The organism is Kitasatospora sp. NPDC001664, assembly GCF_053596675.1.
The window spans coordinates 1-17,647 of sequence record NZ_JBSFGS010000014.1; the positions used below are offsets into that span (position 1 = coordinate 1).

General features: G+C 72.3%; 13 protein-coding genes. 1 reads left to right on the forward strand and 12 read right to left on the reverse strand.

What is annotated here, in order from left to right; all coding sequences use genetic code 11:
- Nucleotides 1-183: 183 nt before the first annotated feature.
- On the reverse strand, nt 184-843 hold the full coding sequence (locus tag ACWCYY_RS20600; protein WP_345283982.1) for a response regulator transcription factor: 660 nt from the start codon (nt 841-843) through the stop codon (nt 184-186).
- Between the two features lie 196 nt (nt 844-1,039).
- Between ACWCYY_RS20600 and ACWCYY_RS20605 the strand changes: the two genes are divergently transcribed.
- Complete coding sequence (locus ACWCYY_RS20605; RefSeq protein ID WP_449796883.1) at nt 1,040-3,517, forward strand: FtsX-like permease family protein; 2,478 nt, start codon at nt 1,040-1,042, stop codon at nt 3,515-3,517.
- A 189-nt stretch (nt 3,518-3,706) separates the two neighbouring features.
- Here the strand turns inward: ACWCYY_RS20605 and ACWCYY_RS20610 are convergent, their stop codons facing one another.
- The 11 genes from ACWCYY_RS20610 to nuoE all read right to left on the reverse strand — a co-directional run bounded on the left by ACWCYY_RS20610 (nt 3,707) and on the right by nuoE (nt 17,646).
- Nucleotides 3,707-4,720 (reverse strand): polyprenyl synthetase family protein, encoded by a 1,014-nt coding sequence (locus ACWCYY_RS20610; protein ID WP_345283932.1) that lies wholly within the window; start codon nt 4,718-4,720, stop codon nt 3,707-3,709.
- A gap of 172 nt (nt 4,721-4,892) precedes the next feature.
- The gene (gene nuoN, locus ACWCYY_RS20615; RefSeq protein ID WP_345283930.1) at nt 4,893-6,524 is read right to left on the reverse strand and encodes an NADH-quinone oxidoreductase subunit NuoN; all 1,632 of its coding nucleotides are present in this window, start codon (nt 6,522-6,524) and stop codon (nt 4,893-4,895) included.
- Complete coding sequence (locus tag ACWCYY_RS20620; RefSeq protein ID WP_345283928.1) at nt 6,521-8,137, reverse strand: NADH-quinone oxidoreductase subunit M; 1,617 nt, start codon at nt 8,135-8,137, stop codon at nt 6,521-6,523. The genes nuoN and ACWCYY_RS20620 overlap by 4 nt, the downstream gene beginning before the upstream one ends.
- A 31-nt stretch (nt 8,138-8,168) precedes the next feature.
- Complete coding sequence (gene nuoL / locus ACWCYY_RS20625) at nt 8,169-10,064, reverse strand: NADH-quinone oxidoreductase subunit L (RefSeq protein ID WP_345283926.1); 1,896 nt, start codon at nt 10,062-10,064, stop codon at nt 8,169-8,171.
- A 14-nt stretch (nt 10,065-10,078) separates the two neighbouring features.
- Complete coding sequence (gene nuoK / locus ACWCYY_RS20630) at nt 10,079-10,378, reverse strand: NADH-quinone oxidoreductase subunit NuoK (protein ID WP_057227572.1); 300 nt, start codon at nt 10,376-10,378, stop codon at nt 10,079-10,081.
- Nucleotides 10,375-11,220: an NADH-quinone oxidoreductase subunit J gene (locus tag ACWCYY_RS20635; protein WP_345283923.1), complete on the reverse strand. Its 846-nt coding sequence runs from the start codon at nt 11,218-11,220 to the stop codon at nt 10,375-10,377. Before ACWCYY_RS20635 ends, nuoK begins: the two co-directional genes overlap by 4 nt.
- A complete protein-coding gene (gene nuoI, locus ACWCYY_RS20640; protein WP_449796884.1) occupies nt 11,217-11,801 on the reverse strand; it encodes an NADH-quinone oxidoreductase subunit NuoI in 585 nt (194 codons plus the stop codon). Before nuoI ends, ACWCYY_RS20635 begins: the two co-directional genes overlap by 4 nt.
- Nucleotides 11,802-11,805: 4 nt before the next feature.
- Complete coding sequence (gene nuoH / locus ACWCYY_RS20645; protein ID WP_345283919.1) at nt 11,806-13,137, reverse strand: NADH-quinone oxidoreductase subunit NuoH; 1,332 nt, start codon at nt 13,135-13,137, stop codon at nt 11,806-11,808.
- Nucleotides 13,134-15,575 (reverse strand): NADH-quinone oxidoreductase subunit G, encoded by a 2,442-nt coding sequence (locus ACWCYY_RS20650; protein ID WP_449796885.1) that lies wholly within the window; start codon nt 15,573-15,575, stop codon nt 13,134-13,136. Before ACWCYY_RS20650 ends, nuoH begins: the two co-directional genes overlap by 4 nt.
- Nucleotides 15,572-16,927, reverse strand: a complete 1,356-nt coding sequence (gene nuoF, locus ACWCYY_RS20655; protein ID WP_449796886.1) for an NADH-quinone oxidoreductase subunit NuoF — start codon at nt 16,925-16,927, stop codon at nt 15,572-15,574. Before nuoF ends, ACWCYY_RS20650 begins: the two co-directional genes overlap by 4 nt.
- On the reverse strand, nt 16,927-17,646 hold the full coding sequence (gene nuoE / locus ACWCYY_RS20660; RefSeq protein ID WP_345283980.1) for an NADH-quinone oxidoreductase subunit NuoE: 720 nt from the start codon (nt 17,644-17,646) through the stop codon (nt 16,927-16,929). Before nuoE ends, nuoF begins: the two co-directional genes overlap by 1 nt.
- Between the last annotated feature and the right edge of the window lies 1 nt (nt 17,647).

The following is a 17,647-nucleotide window of genomic DNA, read 5'->3' on the forward strand; positions in this document are numbered from 1 at the left end:
CCTTGCCGCCCTCGGGCCGCCCGGAGGGCGGTCAGGGGCGCGAGGAACTGCGCGAGACGGAAGAAGCAGACCCGTGTGCCGGGTACGGAGATCCACTTGCACGTGAGCCTCCGTACCCGGCACACGGGCCGGTACCTCCCGCAGCGCGCAGTTCCCCGCGCCCCCGGTATGACCACTTTCCGATCACGACCGGAGGTACGTCAGCACCGCGAGCACCCGCCGGTGGTCCTCCGGGCTCTGCCCCAGGCCCAGCTTCAGGAAGATGTTGCTGACGTGCTTCTCCACCGCCCCGTCGGAGACCACCAGCTGCCGGGCGACCGCCGCGTTGGTGCGCCCCTCGGCCATCAGCCCGAGCACCTCCCGCTCCCTCGGCGTCAGCCCCGCCAGCGCGTCGCCCTTGCGGCTGCGCATCAGCAGCTGCTGCACCACCTCCGGGTCCAGCGCCGTCCCGCCCCCGGCCACCCGCACCACCGCGTCGACGAACTCCCGCACCTCCGCCACCCGGTCCTTCAACAGGTACCCCACCCCCCGGGTGGACCCGGCCAGCAGCTCCCCCGCGTACTTCTCCTCGACGTACTGGGAGAGCACCAGCACCCCCAGCTCGGGGTACAGCCCGCGCAGCGCCACGCACGCCCGCACCCCCTCGTCGGTGTGCGTCGGCGGCATCCGCACGTCGGCGACCACCACGTCCGGCAGGGCGTCCTCCGCCGCGAGCCGCTGGACGGTGCGCAGCAGCGCCTCGCCGTCACCGACCCCGGCCACCACCTCCAGGCCCCGGTCGGTGAGGAGCCGGGTGAGGCCCTCGCGGAGCAGTACGGAGTCCTCGGCGATGACGACGCGCAGCATGACGGCCCTTCGGACGACGGCGACAGGTTTCGAACCCCAGTCTCCCCCACCCTGACAGCCCGTCAGCCCACAGGCGGAGGCCTGGCCGGGCCACGGCATACCGCGGGATGACCCCGGATCGTGCCTCGTGCCGTCTCCGGTCCGCCGCCCCGCTCCTAGCGTGGAAGCACGACCACGAGAGGGGGCGGCCGCCATGGCTTCGCTGGGGCGTTACACCGTCAAGGAGTTCCTGGGCCAGGCCCGCCAGCTGGTGCTGACCGGGGTGGCGGTGGCGGTCGGGGTGGCGTTCCTGGTGCTGTCGGTGGGGGCGAGCGGCGCCCTGGTGGACTCGTTCACGCAGACCGCCGCCACCGAGGTCGGCCCGGGCGCGGTGCAGGTGACCGCCGCCGAGGGCCGGGCCCGGGACGGCCTGCCGGCGGACGCGGCCCGCCGGGCCGCCCGAGTGCCGGGGGTGGCCGCGGTGGCCGAGCGGCTGACCGGCCGCGGCACGGTGCTCACCGCCTCGGGCCGCCCGCTGGACGAGGCCGCCGTGGTGACCTCGGTGGCCGCCGACCCGGCGCTGCGCTGGCAGCGGCTGGCGGAGGGCTCCTGGCCGTCCCGGGACGGTGAGCTGCTGCTGGACGGGGCCACCGCCGATCGCCTCGGCGTCTCCCCGGGCGGGCAGGTCACGGTGCTCCGGGCCGACGGCTCCTCCGGCCGGGCCACCCTGACCGGCCTGCTGGACACCGGAGGCTCGCCGACCCTGTCCGGCCACCCGGTGCTCGGCCTGCCGCACGACGCGGCCGCCGCCTGGGCGGCCCGCCTGACGGTCGCTCAGCTCGACCTGGCCCTGTCCCCCGGCACCGATCCGGCCGCCGCCGCGAAGGCGGTCGGGCAGGCGCTCGGCGACGGCGCGGCGGCCCGTACCCGGGCGGCCTCGGTGGAGGAGGCGAGGAGCGGCAGCAGGGCGATGTACTCGGTGGTACTGGCGGCCGCGCTCTCCTTCGTGCTGATCGCCCTGGCGGTGGCCCGGATGGTGGTCACCAACACCTTCTCCGTGGTGCTGGCCCAGCGCGCCCGGCAGTTGGCGCTGCTGCGCTGCGTGGGCGCCTCGCGGCGGCAGGTGCGGCGGATGATCCTGGTGCAGGGGCTGATGCTCGGGGTGCTGGCCTCGGCGGCCGGGCTGGTGGCCGGTGCGCTGGCCTGCCTGCTGGGCACCGGGGTGCTGGCCCTGCTCGACCTCGGGCCCGTCTCGGTCTCGCTGCTGCCGTCCTGGCCGGTCTTCCTGACGGCGGGTCTGTTCGGACTGCTGCTGACCGCGCTGGCGGTGCGGCGCCCGGCGAGGCTGGCCTCCGCGGTACCGCCGGTGGCGGCGCTCTCCGAGTCCGGCGCGGCCCTGCCCGAGCTCGGCAACAGGTACCTGCGCGGGGCGGTCTCGGCGCTGCTGCTCGGCTTCGGCGTGCTGATGCTGGTGATCGGCGGTCAGGGCGGTTCGGCCGTCGCCCTGCTGGCCGTCACGGTGGGCGCGGTCTCCAGCTTCTTCGGCGTCCTGCGGCTGGCCCGCTTCCTGCTGCCGCCGGTGGTCTCGCTGCTCGGCCTGCCGGCCCGCCGGGCCTTCGGCACCACCGGGCGGCTGGCCGCCCAGCAGCTGCGCGCCAACCCCGGCCGCACCGGCTCGGCCGCCTCGGCGCTGCTGGTCGGGGTCACGGTGGCGGTCTCGGCGGCCACCGCCATCTCGGTGGCGGGCGGCTCGCTGGAGGAGATGCTGAGCGCCCGTCAGCCCGGGGCCTTCGCCCTGGCCACCGACGACGGCCGGATCCCGGCCGGCACGCTGGCGGCCCTGGAGCGCCGGCCCGAACTGTCCGTCACCTCCGTGCTCGCCGCCACCGTCCGGCTCGGCGGCAAGGACACCGTGGTGGCCGCCGCCGACCCGGCCCGGCTGAACGGCTCCTCCGAGGGCGTCGGCGAGGCCCGCGCCCTGCGCGACGGCGAGGCCCTCGCCACCGGCCCCGCCGCGGCGCTCCGGCTCCCGGACGGCACCTCCTGGCAGACCCGCCCCGGCCCCTCGGCCCTCCCGTACGCCCTGCTCCCCGAGGCCACCGTGTACGTCACCCCGGCCACCCTGGCGAAGGCCGCGCCCGACGCCGCCGTGGCCACCGCCTGGGTCTCCGCCGCCGGCTCCGCCGACCGCGCCGCGGCCCGCCGCGCGGTGGACGAGGCCCTGGCCGGCTTCCCCTCCGTCCGGGTCGCCGACTCCGCCTCCGAGGCGGCGTACGTCCGGGACGTGCTGGACACCATGCTGACGGTCTCCACCGCGCTGCTCGGCTTCTCGATGGTGATCGCCGCGATCGGGGTGGCCGCCACCCTGACCCTCTCGGTGGACGAGCGCACCCGGGAGCTCGGCATGCTGCGGGCGATCGGCCTGACCGGGGAGCAGCTGCGCTCCCTGCTCACCCTGGAGGCCGCCCTGCTGGCCCTCGGCGGCGCCGTCGCGGGCACCGCCCTGGGCGGCCTCTACGGGGTCCTGGCGGCCCGCTCGGTGACCGGTGAGGGCCTCTCCCTGGCCTTCCTCCCCTACGGCACCGTCACCCTGGTCCTGGCTGCCGCGGCCCTCCTCGGCGTGGCGGCCTCGGTGCTCCCGGCCCGCCGCGTCCGGCGCATGCGCATCGTCCAGGCCCTGCACGCGCCCTGACCGGCCGGGCCTCGGGGCCGAAGGCCCCGGGGGCGCGAGGAACTGCGCGAATCGGAAGTCGGCCCAGCGTGAGATCGGGGCACGTCAGCCAGTTGCACGTGCTGCCGTACCCCCGCGCGCCCCGCGGCGGAGCCGCAGATCAGCAGGGCCTCGCGCCCCGGAGGTCGCTGCAACTGAACGTCGCGGCACCTACATGGTGCGGATGGCCACCGCGTCGCAGAGCCCCTGGAGGGCGGCCTTGGCCGGGCAGTCCGGCAGCGGGGCCAGCAGGGCGCGGGCCTCCTCCGCGTAGCCGAGGGTCTCGCGGCGGGCCCGCTCCAGCGCGGGGTGCCGCCGCAGCAGCCGCAGCGCCTCCGCGTGCAGCTCGTCGTCCTCGGCGAGGTCGAGCTCCAGCAGCTCCCGCAGCCGGACGTCCTCCGGATCGCCCTCCTCCACCGGCATCTGACGCAGCAGCAGGATCGGCAGCGTCGGCACGCCCTCGCGCAGGTCGGTCCCGGGGGTCTTGCCGGACTCGTGGCCGTCGCTGGCGATGTCCAGCACGTCGTCGGCGAGTTGGAAGGCGGTGCCCATCCGCTCGCCGTACTGCCGGAGGATCTCGACCGTCTCCGGCGTGGCCCCGGCCATCAGCGCGCCGAGGTGACAGGCGACGGCGACCAGGGAGCCGGTCTTGCCCGCGATCACGTCGAGGTAGTGCCGCAGCGGGTCGTCCCCGGGCCGCGGCCCGGCGGTCTCCAGGATCTGACCGGTCACCAGGCGCTCGAAGGCGTCGGCCTGGATGCGGACCGCCTCCGGCCCGAGGTCGGCCAGCACCTGGGAGGCGCGGGAGAACAGGAAGTCGCCGGTCAGGATGGCCACCGAGTTGTCCCAGCGGGAGTTGGCGCTCGGGGCGCCGCGCCGCACGGGCGCCTCGTCCATCACGTCGTCGTGGTACAGCGTCGCCAGGTGGGTCAGCTCGACCACCACCGCGGACGGGACCACCCCCGGCGCGTACGGGTCGCCGAACTGCGCTGCCAGCATCACCAGCAGCGGGCGGAAGCGCTTGCCGCCGGCCTCGATCAGGTGGCTCGCGGTGACCGTGATGAACGGCACCTCGCTCTTGGCGGCCTCCAGCAGCGAGGTCTCGACCGCGTCCATCCCGGCCTGGACGTCGCTGGTCAGATCGCGGTCCTGCACGGTCAGCCCGAAGGGCCCCACGACGGTCACGCAGACCACTCCTGTCCCTGGTCGATTAGCGGCCCGGTCCCTGAGTGCCGCCGCTGGCCTACTAGGAGGGTATCCGGTCGCGAGTCGATCACTGCACGGGCGTGCGGACCAACAGTCGACCGTGCACGGAACGGGGCCCGTAGCCAGCGGCTACGGGCCCCAGGGTGGTTCCTCAACGGGTGAAGACGGAGGCCGAGGAGGCCAGGTCGAGGAAGTACTGCGGGGCCAGGCCCAGGACCAGGGTGACCACCACGCCGAGGGCGATGGCGGTGCTGGTCATCACCGAGGGGACGGCCACGGCGGGGCCGCCGGGGCGCGGGTCGGAGAAGAACATCAGGACGATGACCTTGATGTAGAAGAAGGCGGCCACCGCGGAGGAGAGCACGCCGACGATCACCAGCGGGGTGGCTCCGCCGGCCGCCGCCGCCTGGAAGACGGCGAACTTGCCGGTGAAGCCGGAGGTGAGCGGGATGCCGGCGAAGGCCAGCAGGAAGAGGGCGAAGACGGCTGCCAGGAGCGGGGAGCGGCGGCCGAGGCCGGCCCAGCTGGAGAGGTGGGTGGCCTCGCCCTTGGAGTCGCGGACCAGGGTCACCACGGCGAAGGCGCCGAGGGTGACGAAGGAGTACGCCGCGAGGTAGAAGAGCACCGCCCCGACGCCCTGCTTGTTGGAGGCGATCACGCCGGTCAGGATGAAGCCGGCGTGGGCGATCGAGGAGTAGGCCAGCAGCCGCTTGACGTCCTGCTGGGTGACGGCCAGCACCGCGCCGACCACCATGGTCAGGATCGCCACGCCCCACATGACGGGCCGCCAGTCCCAGCGCAGGCCGGGGAAGGCGACGTAGAACAGCCGCAGGAAGGCGCCGAAGGCGGCGGTCTTGGTGGCGGCGGCCATGAAGCCGGTGACCGGGGTCGGGGCTCCCTGGTAGACGTCCGGGGTCCAGGAGTGGAACGGCACCGCGCCGACCTTGAAGAGCAGGCCGACCGAGAGGATCGCGAGGCCGATCAGCAGCAGCGCGTCGTTCTGGGTGGTGTTCGCCAGTGCGGGGGTGACCTGGGCGACGCCGGACACCACGTCGGCGATGCCGGACAGCCGGACCGTCCCGGCGTAGCCGTAGAGCAGTGCGGTGCCGAACAGGAAGAAGGCCGAGGCGAAGGCGCCGAGCAGGAAGTACTTGACGGCGGCCTCCTGGGAGAGCAGCCGCCGGCGCCGGGCCAGCGCGCAGAGCAGGTAGAGCGGGAGGGAGAAGACCTCCAGCGCGATGAACATGGTCAGCAGGTCGTTGGCCGCCGGGAAGAGCAGCATGCCGCCGACCGCGAAGAGCGTGAGCGGGTAGACCTCGGTGGAGGTGAAGCCGGCCTTGGTGGCCTGCCGCTCCTGCTCGCTGCCGGGCACCGTGGCGCCCTGGGCCGCGAAGGCGTCCACCCCGTGGCCGTTCAGGCGCGGCTCCAACCGCCGCTCGGCGTAGGTGAGGACGGCCATCACGGCGGTCAGCAGGATGACGCCCTGGAGGAAGAGCGCGGGGCCGTCGATGGCGACCGCGCCCATGGCCAGCAGCCCGGACTCGGTGGTGGCGTGGCCCTGGGCGGCCAGCACCACCACCGCCGCGAAGGAGGCCGCGAGGCCGAGCAGCGCGATGGTGACCTGGGCGCCGTAGCGGGCCCGCCGGGGCAGGAAGGCCTCGGCGAGGATGCCGAGCAGGGCCGCCCCGAGCACGATCAGCATCGGGGAGAGCTGGCCGTACTCGACGTGCGGGGCCGGGATGCTGGGGCTGTTGCCGCCGGCCGCTGTGAGCCAACCGGTCACTTGTGCTCACCTCCGGTGGTGGCGGCGACCGGGTGGGCCGGTGCCGGGTCGGTCTGGTGGACCTGGGAGAGCGTGGCGTCCACCGCCGGGTTGACCAGGTCGGTGAGCGGCTTGGGGTAGACGCCCAGGAGGATGGTCAGGGCCACCAGCGGTGCCACCACGGCGAGTTCGCGGACCTTCAGGTCCGGCATGCCCTCGACCTGGGGGGTGACCGGGCCGGTCATGGTGCGCTGGTAGAGCAGCAGCGCGTACAGCGCGGCCAGCACGATGCCGAGGGTGGCCACGATGCCCACCGCCGGGTACTTGGCGAAGGTGCCGACCAGCACCAGGAACTCGCTGACGAACGGGGCGAGCCCGGGCAGCGAGAGGGTGGCCAGGCCGCCGATCAGGAAGGTGCCGGCCAGCACCGGGGCCACCTTCTGCACGCCGCCGAAGTCGGCGATCAGGCGCGAGCCCCGGCGGGAGATCAGGAAGCCGGCCACCAGCATCCAGGCGGCGGTGGAGATGCCGTGGTTGACCATGTAGAGCGTGGCACCGCTCTGCGCCTGGCTGGTGAAGGCGAAGACGCCCATGATGATGAAGCCGAAGTGCGAGATGGAGGCGTACGCCACCAGCCGCTTGATGTCCTTCTGCCCCACCGCGAGCAGCGCGCCGTAGACGATCCCGATCAGCGAGAGCACCAGGATCGCCGGCCCGAAGTCCTTGGAGGCCTCCGGGAAGAGGCCCAGGCAGAACCGGAGCATCGCGAAGGTGCCGACCTTGTCGACGACCGCCGTGATCAGCACGGCCGTTCCGGCGGTGGCCTCGCCCATCGCGTTCGGCAGCCAGGTGTGCAGCGGCCAGAGCGGGGCCTTCACCGCGAAGGCGAAGAAGAAGCCGAGGAAGAGCGCCTTCTCGGCGGCCGGGTCGATGTTCAGCTTGCCGTCGGCGATGGCCGAGCTCAGCGTCGGCAGGTCGAAGGTGGGCAGGCCCTGGTCGGCGGCGACCACGTAGAGCCCGATCACGGCGGCCAGCATGACCAGCCCGCCGAGCAGGTTGTAGAGCAGGAACTTGACGGCCGCGTACGAGCGTTGGGCGCTGGCGTCCGGGCCGCCCGCGCGGTCGCCGAAGCCGCCGATCAGGAAGTACATCGGGATCAGCATGGCTTCGAAGAAGACGTAGAACACGAAGACGTCGGTGGCCAGGAAGGAGACCAGGACCATCGCCTCGACCGCCAGCACCAGGGCGAAGAAGCCCTGGGTGCGGCGCAGGTTCTCGAAGGTGCCGTCCGGGTTCTGGATCGGCTCGGCGTCGTGCCAGGAGGCCAGCATCACGATCGGCACCAGCACCGCGGTGAGCAGCACCAGCACCGCGCCGATGCCGTCGACGCCGAGCGAGAAGGTGATCCCGAAGGACTTGATCCAGCTGTACGACTCGGTCAACTGGTAACGGGCGCCGCCCGGTTCGAACTCGGTGACGACCAGTGCGGCCAGTGCGAGGGCGGCCAGCGAGACCAGCAGCGCGGTGACCTTGGCGGTCCGCCGGCGGGCCTCGGTGGAGCCGCCGGGCAGCGCCGCGGTGAGCACCGCCCCGACGGCCGGGACGGCACAGGTGGCGGTCAGCAGATAGCTCATCGCCTTACCTCCCAAGCGAATTCACGATCCATCACACGGACCTCATCAGGAGAGTGGTGGCGACCAGCACCAACGTGCCGCCGAACATGGAGAGCGCGTAGCTGCGCACGAAGCCGGTCTGGGTGCGGCGCAGCCGGGCGGAGATCCCGCCGATCGCGGCGGCCACGCCGTTCACCGTGCCGTCCACCACCTTGCTGTCCGCGTAGACCAGCGAGGCGGTGAGCGCGGAGCCGGGGCGGACCAGGACGGCGTGGTTGAAGTCGTCCTGGAGCAGGTCGCGGCGGGCCGCCCGGGTGAGCAGCGAGCCGACCGGCGGGGTGACCGGCACCGATCCGCGGCCGTACATCAGCCAGGAGACCAGCACGCCGCCGGCCACGCAGACCGAGGTGAGCACGGTGACGGTGGTGGCGTTCAGCGGCGAGTGGCCGTGGGCCAGGCCGGTGACGGGCTCCAGCCAGCCGACGAAGGACTCGTTCAGCGCGAAGATCCCACCGGCGAAGACCGAGCCGAAGGCCAGCACGACCATCGGCAGGGTCATGCTGGCCGGGGACTCGTGCGGGTGCGGCTCGTGGCCCTCGGCGTCGGGCTGCCAGCGCTTCTCGCCGAAGAAGGTCAGGATCATCACCCGGGTCATGTAGAACGCGGTGACGGCGGCGCCGACCAGGGTGCAGACGCCGAGGATCCAGCCCTCGGTGCCGCCCTTGGCGAAGGCCGCCTCGATGATCAGGTCCTTGGAGAAGAAGCCGGACAGGCCGGGGAAGCCGATGATCGCCAGGTAGCCGAGGCCGAAGGTCACGAAGGTGACCGGCATCTTCTTGCGCAGGCCGCCGTAGTGACGCATGTTCACCTCGTCGTTCATGCCGTGCATGACCGATCCGGCGCCGAGGAAGAGCCCGGCCTTGAAGAAGCCGTGGGTCACCAGGTGCATGATGGCGAAGGCGTAGCCGATCGGGCCGAGGCCCGCGGCCAGCACCATGTAGCCGATCTGCGACATGGTCGAGCCGGCCAGCGCCTTCTTGATGTCGTCCTTGGCGCAACCGACGATCGCACCGAACAGCAGGGTGACCGCACCGACCACCACGACCACGGTCTGGGCGTCCGGGGCCAGGTCGAAGATGGCCGAGGAGCGGGTGATCAGGTAGACCCCGGCGGTCACCATGGTGGCCGCGTGGATCAGGGCGGAGACCGGGGTCGGGCCCTCCATCGCGTCCCCGAGCCAGGACTGCAGCGGCACCTGGGCGGACTTGCCGCAGGCGGCCAGCAGCAGCATCAGGGCGATCGCGGTGAGCTTGCCCTCGCTCGCCTGGTCGGCGGTGCCGAACACCCCGGTGAAGGAGAGGTCGCCGAACTCGACGAACATCAGCATGATGCCGATCGACAGCCCGAGGTCGCCGACCCGGTTGACCAGGAAGGCCTTCTTGGCCGCCACGGCCGCGCTGGGCTTGTGCTGCCAGAAGCCGATCAGCAGGTACGAGGCCAGGCCGACTCCCTCCCAACCCGCGTACAGCAGCAGGTAGTTGTCCGCCAGCACCAGGAGCAGCATGGCGGCCAGGAAGAGGTTGAGGTAGGCGAAGAAGCGGCGGCGGCGCTCGTCGTGCGCCATGTACCCCATCGAGTAGATGTGGATGAGCGTGCCGACGCCGGAGATCAACAGGACGAAGGTGACCGAGAGTTGGTCCAGCTGGAAGGCCAGGTCGGCCTTGAAGCCGCCCACCTCGATCCAGGTGAAGAGCTTGGAGGTCAGCGTCCGGTGCTCGGCGTCCTTGCCGAGCAGGTCGAGGAAGAGCGTCAGGCCGAGGCCGAAGGAGGCGGCGGCTAGCGCGGTGGCCAGCCAGTGACCGAAGCGGTCGAGGAGCCGGCCGCCGAGCAGCAGCAGGGCGGCACCGGCCAGCGGCGCTGCCACCAGCAGCGGAATGAGTGAGTTCACCGTGGGCCCTCCGCCTACAGCTTCATCAGGTTGCTGTCATCGACCGAAGCCGAGTGCCTGGACCGGAAGATGGACACGATGATGGCGAGGCCGACCACGACCTCGGCCGCCGCGACCACCATGGTGAAGAACGCGATGATCTGGCCGTCCAGGTTGCCGTGCAGCCGGGAGAAGGTGACCAGGGCCAGGTTCGAGGCGTTGAGCATCAGCTCGACGCACATGAAGAGCACGATCGCGTTGCGCCGGATCAGCACGCCGGAGGCGCCGATGGTGAACAACAGGGCGGAGAGGTAGAGGTAGTTGACGGGGTTCACTCCGCCTCCTCCTTGCTCAGGACGGGCGTGACGGCCTTGCGCGGGCCGGCCACCGCGGGCCGGGCCGACGGGGCGCGGCCCAGGTACTCGGCGGTGCGGCCCTCCAGCTCGGCCATCCGCTCCAGCATGTCGTGGCTGACGTCGCGGATCTGGCCGCGCTCGCGCAGCGTGCCCATCACCGAGTCCTCGCTGATGGTGCCGTCCGGCAGCAGGGCCGGGATGTCCACCGCGTTGTGCCGGGCGTACACGCCGGGGGCGGGCAGCGGCGGCACCTGGATGTTGTCGCGGACCCGCTGGTCGGCCAACTGCCGCTGGGTGAGCGGTGCTTCGACGTGCTCGCGGTGGGTCAGCACCATCGCGCCGATGGCCGCGGTGATCAGCAGCGCACCGGTGAGCTCGAAGGCCCAGACGTAGTCGGTGAACAGCAGCCGGGCCAGGCCCTGGACGTTCCCCTCGGCGTTGGCCTCGGCCAGTCCGCTGAAGGAGGAGAGCTTGGCGTTGGAGATGCCGGCGATCAGCAGCACGCCGAAGCCGAGGCCGCAGAGCACCGCGGCGATCCGCTGGCCCTTGAGCTGCTCCTTCAGCGAGTCGGCGCTCGTCACGCCGACCAGCATCAGCACGAACAGGAAGAGCATCATGATCGCGCCGGTGTAGACGACGATCTGCACCACGCCCAGGAAGACCGCGCCCTGGGCCAGGTAGCAGACCGCCAGGGCCATCATGGTGGCGGCCAGGCAGAGCGCGCTGTGCACCGCCTTCTTGAGCAGCAGCATGCCGAGCGCACCGCCGACGGCGATCACGGCGAGGATCCAGAACTGGACCGCCTCTCCGGTGGAGGTCATGACTGCGCCTCCTTCTCCCGGTCGGTGCGCTCCTGCTGGACGGTGCCGGGAGCGGCCGCGGTGATCTCGCCCCGGTAGTACGCGCCCTCGTCGGCACCCGGGTAGTAGGCGTGCGGCGCCTCGACCATGCCCTCGGTGAGCCCCACCAGCAGCTGCTCCTTGGTGAAGATCAGGTCGGCCCGGGAGGAGTCGGCCAGCTCGTACTCGTTGGTCATGGTGAGCGCCCGGGTCGGGCAGGCCTCGATGCAGAGCCCGCAGAGGATGCAGCGGGCGTAGTTGATCTGGTAGACCGCGCCGTAGCGCTCACCCGGCGAGTAGCGCTCCTCGTCGGTGTTGTCCGCGCCCTCGACGTAGATCGCGTCGGCCGGACAGGCCCAGGCGCAGAGCTCGCAGCCGACGCACTTCTCCAGGCCGTCCGGGTGCCGGTTCAGCTGGTGCCGGCCGTGGAAGCGGGGAGCGGTGGGCTTCTTCTGCTCCGGGTACTGCTCGGTGAGCCGCTTCTTGAACATGGCCTTGAAGGTCACGCCGAAGCCAGCGGCCGGGCCGAGGATGGACGGCTTCTCAGCCTTCTCGTCCGACATCGTCTCAGCTCCCTTCCGCGGAGTTGGAGTTGGCGCCGTTCAGGGCGTCCTGGAGTTGCGGGGCCCGGCTGCGACGGCGGGGCACCGGGGGGAGCTGCTGACCGGGCAGCGGCGGGACGGGGTAGCCGCCCGCCATCGGGTCGAACTCGGTCTCGGCGGCGGCCGGCTGCTCCGGCTCCTTGGCCTTGACCACGTCGCGGAGCAGGAACAGCAGCAGCACCACCAGCACCGGTGCGCCGACGTACAGCACCACCTGGCCGAAGTCGTAGCCCTCGTTGCGCAGCGCGCGGACGGTGGCCACCATCACCAGCCAGACCAGCGAGACCGGGATCAGCACCTTCCAGCCCAGCTTCATGAACTGGTCGTAGCGGAACCGGGGCAGGGTGCCGCGCAGCCAGATGAAGAAGAACAGCAGCAGCTGGATCTTCAGGGTGATCCAGAGCATCGGCCACCAACCGTGGTTGGCGCCCTCCCAGAAGGTGGAGATCGGGTACGGGGCCCGCCAGCCGCCCAGGAAGAGGGTGGAGGCGACCGCCGAGACGGTGACCATGTTGACGTACTCGGCCAGCATGAACATCGCGAACTTCAGCGAGGAGTACTCGGTGTTGAAGCCGCCGACCAGCTCGCCCTCGGCCTCGGGGAGGTCGAACGGGGCGCGGTTGGTCTCACCGACCATCGCGATGATGTAGACGATGAACGACACCGGCAGCAGCACCGCGAACCAGGTCGGCTGCTGGGAGGCGACGATCTCCGAGGTGGACATCGAGCCGGAGTAGATGAAGACCGCCGCGAAGGACAGGCCCATCGCGATCTCGTAGGAGATCATCTGCGCCGAGGAGCGCAGCCCGCCGAGCAGCGGGTAGGTCGAGCCGGAGGACCAGCCCGCCAGCACGATCCCGTAGATGCCGACCGAGGCCACCGCCAGGATGTAGAGCAGGGCGATCGGCAGGTCGGTCAGCTGCATCGGGGTGCGGGTGCCGAAGATGGAGACCTCGTTGCCGGCCGGGCCGAACGGGATCACCGCGAAGGCCATGAAGGCCGGGATCGCGGCGACGATCGGTGCCAGGACGTAGACCACCTTGTCGGCGCCGGTGACCACCAGGTCTTCCTTCAGCGCCAGCTTCACGCCGTCGGCCAGCGACTGCAGCATGCCCCAGGGGCCGTGCCGGTTGGGGCCGATGCGCAGCTGCATCCAGGCCACGACCTTGCGCTCCCAGACGATCGCGATCAGCACGGTGCCGACCAGGAAGGCGAAGACGAACACCGCCTTGATCAGCACCAGCCACCACGGGTCGCGCCCGAAGAAGCCGAGGGTCTCGTATGCGGCCAGCGTCATGACTCCTCCGCCGGGGCGATGGTCACCAGGTGTCCGGTGGTGGTGCCGAGGGTGCGGAAGGCGCCGCCCGGCGTGGAGTTGAGGGGCAGCCAGACGGTGCGGTCGGGCTGCTCGGGGTTGAGCTCCAGCGGCAGGGTGAGCGAGCCGCCGGGGCCGGTGATCCGCAGCGCCTCCTCCGCGCCGATCTCGGCGGCGGTGGCGGGCGAGATCCGGGCCACCGCGGCGTGCCGGGTGCCGGCCAGGTGCTCGTCACCGGTCTGCAGGGTGCCGTTGTCCAGCAGCATCCGGTGGCCGGCCAGCACGGCCTGGCCGGTGGCCGGGCGGGGCAGCGGGGCGGGGGCGGCGTTCGGAGCGGAGGGCAGGTCGCCCTCCCACGGGGCGAAACGGTCCAGCTCCAGCCGGGCGGCCCGGACGTCGCCGAGGGCGATCGGGCGGCCCAGGGCGTCGGCCAGCATGCTCAGCACCCGGACGTCCGGGTGCAGTTGGCGGGCCATCAGCTGGTCGGGCTTGAGCGCGGCCTCGAACATCCGCACCCGGCCCTCCCAGTCGAGGAAAGTGCCCGCCTTCTCGGTGACCGCGGCCACCGGCAGCACCACGTCGGCCTGCGCCGTGACGGCGGAGGGGCGCAGCTCCAGCGAGACCGTGAACCGGACCCGGGCCAGCGCCTCGTCGGCCAGCGCCGGGTCGGCCAGGTCGTCCGGGTCGAGCCCGCCGATCACCAGCGCGTCCAGGTCGCCGTGGGCGGCGGCCGCCAGGATCTGGTCGGTGTCCCGGCCGAGGCGGGCCGGGAGTTCGGCCGCGCCCCAGATGCCGGCTGTCTCGGACCGGGCGTCGGTGGAGCTGACCGGACGGCCGCCGGGCAGCAGGCCGGGCAGCGCACCGGCCTCCACCGCACCGCGCTCACCGGCCCGGCGCGGCACCCAGGCCAGCCGGGCGCCGGTGGCGGCGGCCAGCCGCAGCGCGGCGGTCAGCCCGCCGGGCACGGTGGCGAGGCGCTCGCCGACCAGGATCACCGCACCGTCCTGGCGCAGGAGTTGACCCGCGCGGCCGGCGTCGTCGCCGAGCGCGGTGTCCTCCGCGAGGGCGGTCAGCCACTCGGCCTCGGTGCCGGGCGCGGCCGGGAGCAGCGCGCCGTGCAGCTTGGCCAGGCCCCGGCTGCGGTGCGAGGCGACCGAGAAGACCTGGAGCCCCTTGGCCCGGTTCGCCTTGCGCAGCCGCAGGAAGACGATCGGCGACTCCTCCTCGGGCTCGAAGCCCGCGAGCAGCACGGCCGGTGCGGCCTCCAGTGCCTCGTACGAGACGCCTTCGCCGTCCAGGTCCACGCCGGTGCCGGCCACCTCGGAGGCCAGGAAGTCGGCCTCCTCGGCGGAGAGCGGGCGGGCCCGGAAGTCGACGTCGTTGGTGCCGAGCGCGACCCGGGCGAACTTGCCGTAGCCGTAGGCGTCCTCGACCGTGACGCGGCCGCCCGCCAGGACGGCGGCCTTGGCGCCGCGCAGCCCCTCGGCGGCGAAGGCCAGTGCCTCCGGCCAGGAGACGGCGACGAGTTCGCCGTCCTTGCGGACCATCGGGCTGGTCAGCCGGTCCCGCTGCTGGGCGTAGCGGAAGGCGAAGCGGCCCTTGTCGCAGTTCCACTCCTCGTTCACCGCCGGGTCGTCCCCGGCCAGCCGGCGGAGCACCTTGCCGCGGCGGTGGTCGGTGCGCTGGGCGCAGCCGGAGGAGCAGTGCTCGCAGACGCTGGGCGAGGAGACCAGGTCGAACGGGCGGGAGCGGAAGCGGTAGGCGGCCGAGGTGAGCGCGCCGACCGGGCAGATCTGGATGGTGTTGCCGGAGAAGTAGGACTCGAAGTCGTCCCCGGCCCCGGTGCCGACCTGCTGGTTGGCGCCGCGCTCCAGCAGGTCGATGAACGGGTCACCGGCCACCTGCTCGGAGAAGCGGGTGCAGCGGGCGCAGAGCACGCAGCGCTCGCGGTCCAGCAGCACCTGGGTGGAGACCGGCAGCGGCTTGGGGTAGGTGCGCTTCATCCCGTCGAAGCGGGTGTCGCTCTCGCCGGTGGACATCGCCTGGTTCTGCAGGGGGCACTCGCCGCCCTTGTCGCAGACCGGGCAGTCCAGCGGGTGGTTGATCAGCAGCAGCTCCATCACACCGCGCTGGGCCTTCTCCGCCACCGGGGAGCTGACCTGGGTGCGGACCACCATGCCCTCGGCCACCGGGATGGTGCAGGAGGCGACCGGCTTGCGCTGGCCCTCGACCTCCACGATGCACTGGCGGCAGGCCCCGGCCGGGGCGAGCAGCGGGTGGTCGCAGAAGCGCGGGATCTGGGTGCCGATCTGCTCGGCGGCCCGGATCACCAAGGTCCCCTTGGGGACCTGGAGTTCGACCCCGTCGATGGTGAGCGTGACGAGGTCGGTGCTGGTCTTCGGCGGCTCGGTCACGGTCATGCGTGCACCTCCCTCTCGGTGGTGTGGTCGTGGGCGGTGCGGTCGGCCCAGACGGTGGAGGCGGAGTGGTCGAACGGGCAGCGCCGCTCGGTCAGGTGCCGCTCGTACTCCTCGCGGAAGTACTGGAGCGAGGAGACGATCGGGCTGGCCGCGCCGTCGCCGAGCGCGCAGAAGGACTTGCCGTTGATGTTGTCGGCGATGTCCAGCAGCTTCTCCAGGTCGCCGTCGGTGCCCTCGCCGGCCTCGATCCGCTTGAGCAGCTGCACCAGCCAGTAGGTGCCCTCGCGGCACGGGGTGCACTTGCCGCAGGACTCGTGGGCGTAGAACTCGGTCCACCGGGTGACCGCCCGCACCACGCAGGTGGTCTCGTCGAAGACCTGCAGCGCCTTGGTGCCGAGCATCGAGCCGGCCGCGCCGACGCCCTCGTAGTCCAGCGGCACGTCCAGGTGCTCGTCGGTGAACATCGGGGTCGAACTGCCGCCCGGGGTCCAGAACTTCAGGCGGTGCCCGGCCCGGATGCCGCCGCTGATGTCGAGCAGCTGACGGAGCGTGATGCCGAGCGGGGCCTCGTACTGGCCGGGGTTGGTGACGTGCCCGGAGAGCGAGTAGAGGGTGAAGCCGGGGGACTTCTCGGTGCCCAGCGACTTGAACCACTCGTTGCCCCTGGCCAGGATCGGCGGCACCGAGGCGATCGACTCGACGTTGTTCACCACCGTCGGGCAGGCGTACAGGCCGGCGATCGCCGGGAACGGCGGGCGCAGCCGGGGCTGGCCGCGGCGGCCCTCCAGCGAGTCCAGCAGCGCCGTCTCCTCGCCGCAGATGTACGCCCCGGCGCCCGCGTGCACGGTGATGTCCAGGTCGATCCCGGAGCCGAGGATGTTCTTGCCGAGGTACCCGGCCTCGTACGCCTCGGCGACCGCCGCGTGCAGCCGGCGCAGCACCGGGACGACCTCGCCGCGCAGGTAGATGAAGGCGTGCTCGCAGCGGATCGCGTAGGACGCGATGACCATGCCCTCGATCAGCGAGTGCGGGTTGGCGAACAGCAGCGGGATGTCCTTGCAGGTGCCCGGCTCGGACTCGTCGGCGTTCACCACCAGGTAGTGCGGCTTGCCGTCGTTCTGCGGGATGAACTGCCACTTCATGCCGGTCGGGAAGCCGGCCCCGCCGCGGCCGCGCAGGCCGGAGTCCTTGACCTGGGCGATCACCTCGTCGGGCGCCATCGCCAGGGCGTTGCGCAGGCCGACGTAGCCCTCGTGGCGGCGGTAGGTGTCGAGGCTCCAGGGGCGGTGGTCGCCCCAGGAGGCGGACAGCACGGGCGAGAGCAGCTTCTCGGCCGGCTCTGCGGAGGTCATCACGCTTCGGTCCCTTCGTGCCTCGGAGCCACGACCTTGGTGCCGGGGGTGCCGGGCAGCGCCTCGCCCTTGGCGAGCCGCAGGCCGGCCAGCGAGGGCGCGCCGCCCGCGCCGGAGGCGTCCACCGCGCCGGGGCGCTCGTCCGGGAAGCCGGCCAGGATGCGGGAGGTCTCCTTGAAGGAGCAGAGCCGGGCGCCGCGGGTCGGCCGCACCTCCTGGCCGTCCTTCAGCTGGTCGACCAACTCCCGTGCGCTCTGCGGGGTCTGGTTGTCGAAGAACTCCCAGTTGACCATCACCACGGGGGCGTAGTCGCAGGCCGCGTTGCATTCGATCCGCTCGATCGAGACCTTGCCGTCCGGGGTGGTCTGGTTGTTCTCCACGCCCAGGTGCTGCTTGAGCTCGTCGAAGATCTCGTCGCCGCCGAGCACCGCGCAGAGCGTGTTGGTGCAGACGCCGACGTGGTACTCGCCGGCCGGGCGGCGCCGGTACATGGTGTAGAAGGTGGCCACCGCGGTCACCTCGGCCGTGGTCAGGTCCAACTGCTCGGCGCAGAACCGGATACCGGTCGGCGTCACGCAGCCCTCCTCCGCCTGCACCAGGTGCAGCAGCGGAAGCAGGGCGGACCGGGCCACCGGGTAGCGGCCGATCAACTCCTTGGCGTCCTCGGCCAGTCGGGCCTCGACCTCGGCCGGGTACGGCTTGGCGGGGAGGGCCGGCATC

Coding starts and splice junctions, on each gene's coding strand:
- nuoI (WP_449796884.1), bottom strand. CDS start 11,801: ATGTCGGACGAGAAGGCTGAGAAGCCGTCCATCCTCGGCCCGGCCGCT.
- ACWCYY_RS20635 (WP_345283923.1), bottom strand. CDS start 11,220: ATGACCTCCACCGGAGAGGCGGTCCAGTTCTGGATCCTCGCCGTGATC.
- ACWCYY_RS20605 (WP_449796883.1), top strand. CDS start 1,040: ATGGCTTCGCTGGGGCGTTACACCGTCAAGGAGTTCCTGGGCCAGGCC.
- ACWCYY_RS20620 (WP_345283928.1), bottom strand. CDS start 8,137: ATGAGCTATCTGCTGACCGCCACCTGTGCCGTCCCGGCCGTCGGGGCG.
- nuoE (WP_345283980.1), bottom strand. CDS start 17,646: ATGCCGGCCCTCCCCGCCAAGCCGTACCCGGCCGAGGTCGAGGCCCGA.
- nuoH (WP_345283919.1), bottom strand. CDS start 13,137: ATGACGCTGGCCGCATACGAGACCCTCGGCTTCTTCGGGCGCGACCCG.
- nuoF (WP_449796886.1), bottom strand. CDS start 16,927: ATGACCTCCGCAGAGCCGGCCGAGAAGCTGCTCTCGCCCGTGCTGTCC.
- ACWCYY_RS20650 (WP_449796885.1), bottom strand. CDS start 15,575: ATGACCGTGACCGAGCCGCCGAAGACCAGCACCGACCTCGTCACGCTC.